This window comes from Hymenobacter agri, assembly GCF_054778495.1.
Genome location: NZ_BAAGZM010000668.1, coordinates 1 through 2,174, shown reverse-complemented (window position 1 = coordinate 2,174; position 2,174 = coordinate 1). Strand labels below are relative to the sequence as shown.

Genomic DNA, 2,174 nt, shown 5'->3' with positions numbered 1-2,174 from the left:
GCAGCGAATCGGGCAGGGCGGCCGGCGGAGCTGGTGCAACCGGCGCAGCGGCTACGGAGGCGCGGGACGGAGCCGTGGGCTGGGTTTCCTCGGCCCGAAGCTGGCAACTGCCCGCCAGCAGACTCAGCCCAACGGCCATTTTACTTATTCCCCGCCATGCGTGCCACGTAACCATGGGCTGAAATTACGGCACGCCGGGCCAGCAACCACAAACGCGGATAATTTTTGGCGACGCCGAACGGTGCACCCGGGTCGGGCGGGACGCCGGCTTAGGCGAACCGTCATCGGGCGGATGAATAATAAATATTAGCCTGGCACAATTAGTTGAAAAATGCAATCGAATGCGCAAACAACATTTCGGCATTTTGTGGCTGTATCGCGGCGCTATTCTAACTTGATGATTGATTAAGGCGCAAAAACAGATTTTTCCTGCTGCGAATTAGTCTGATTGCCTGCTTCACTTTTTCTTCACAAAACCCAAATTCCCACCACATGCTGCATTTCTCCGCACGCTTCCCATTCCGCAAACGATTCCGGTTCACCTTAGCATTAGCAATGGCCTTGCTGGGCGCTGGCAACCAGCAGGCCCACGCCCAGAAAGTGGTGATGCAAGGCTTCTGGTGGGACTTCTGGAACTCGAACTATCCCAACGGCTGGGCTAACTACTTGGCCGACCTCGCGCCGCGCCTGAAAAGCATGGGCGTGGACGCCATCTGGATTCCGCCGACCATCAAGAACGCCAACCAGGGCAACGGCTACTCCCCTTTCGACAACTACGACTTGGGCGACAAATGGCAGAAAGGCTTCCTGGCGACCCGCATGGGCACTAAGGATGAGCTGCTGCGCGCCGTGGCCGTGCTGCACGCCAACGGCGTGGAGGTGATTCAGGACGTGGTGCTGAACCACAACGACGGGGCCGGCTCCTCGAACGGCGCGGGCGGGCAGGACCCGGGTGCCTGGGACGATGGCACGACCAGCAAGTACAAGAACTTCCGCTACGTGAGCTACGGGCGGCCGGTAAGCGACGAAAGCGCCGCCGACTACTACGGCCGCTCGGGCCGCTTCGCCAAGAACTGGCAGAACTTCAACCCCAACCCCGGCAACAACTCGACCTCGGGCGACTGGAACGCGCCCTACTTCGGGCCCGACATCAGCTACTACTCCGGCTCGTATGGGCAAAGCTCGAACGCCACCACCTACAACCCCACGCAGGCCAGCGACTACATGCGCACCGGCAACCGCAACTGGCTGATTTGGTACAAGAAGCAAGTAGGCTTCGACGGCGTGCGGATGGATGCCGTGAAGCACTTCCCGGATTTTGCCTCGGAAGACTTCCTGTATAACCTGCAGAGCAACGCCGGCTGGGCCAGCGGTGGGGCCACCATGTACGCCGTGGGCGAATGGGTGGGCTCGGCGAGCCAGATGGATGGCTGGGTGGCCAACGTGAACAACCGCGCCGGCACCTTCGATTTCTCGCTGCGCAATGGCCTGTACCAGATTGTGAGCCAGGGCGGCAATTTCGACATCGGCACGCTGCCGACTTACCAGCAGAACACGCGGGTTATCAACATCGGCGGCACCTACGTGCACCGCACGGTGCCCTTCGTGAACAACCACGACACGATGCGCCCGCAGCTCGACGCCAACGGCAACTACATCGGTTGGAACACCGGCTCGGAACTGGCCCCGCACATCGACCCGTTCGACCCGCGCCTGTCGGCCGCCTACGCCGCCGCGCTGGCCGTGGATGGCTCGCCGATGCTGTTTTTCGAGGATGTGTTCAACGTGGGTAACACCAGCAAGCGCTTCAGCCACAGTCCCAAAAGCACCACCGACCTGCCCCTGCGCGACGACCTCGTGAACCTGGTATGGTGCCACCAGAATCTGCACTTTAAAGATGGCGCCTACAAGGTGCGCTGGCAGGCCGCCGACCACCTCGTGATTGAGCGCAGCACCAAGGCCATTATCGGCATCAACGACAACTACAGCACCTGGCAGAACAACACCGTGAGCTGTGATTTCGCGCCCGGCACCGTGCTCAAGGACTACTCCGGCGCCAACGGCACCGCTACCGTAACCGTGAGCGCCTCGCAGACGGTGGCCATCGCGGTCTTGGGAGAATAGGTAAGCACGCGCTTTCTCCCATGCATTGGGCACAGTTGAATTGGGGTCAA

The 2,174-nt window shown here is 60.8% G+C and carries 1 protein-coding gene; it reads left to right on the top strand.

Annotation, left to right across the window (positions count from 1 at the left end; genetic code table 11):
* Positions 1-492 precede the first annotated feature (492 nt).
* Complete coding sequence (locus tag ACYVDE_RS20830; RefSeq protein ID WP_460503458.1) at positions 493-2,124, top strand: alpha-amylase family glycosyl hydrolase; 1,632 nt, start codon at positions 493-495, stop codon at positions 2,122-2,124.
* The last annotated feature ends 50 nt before the right edge of the window (positions 2,125-2,174 follow it).

Coding starts and splice junctions, on each gene's coding strand:
- ACYVDE_RS20830 (WP_460503458.1), top strand. CDS start 493: ATGCTGCATTTCTCCGCACGCTTCCCATTCCGCAAACGATTCCGGTTC.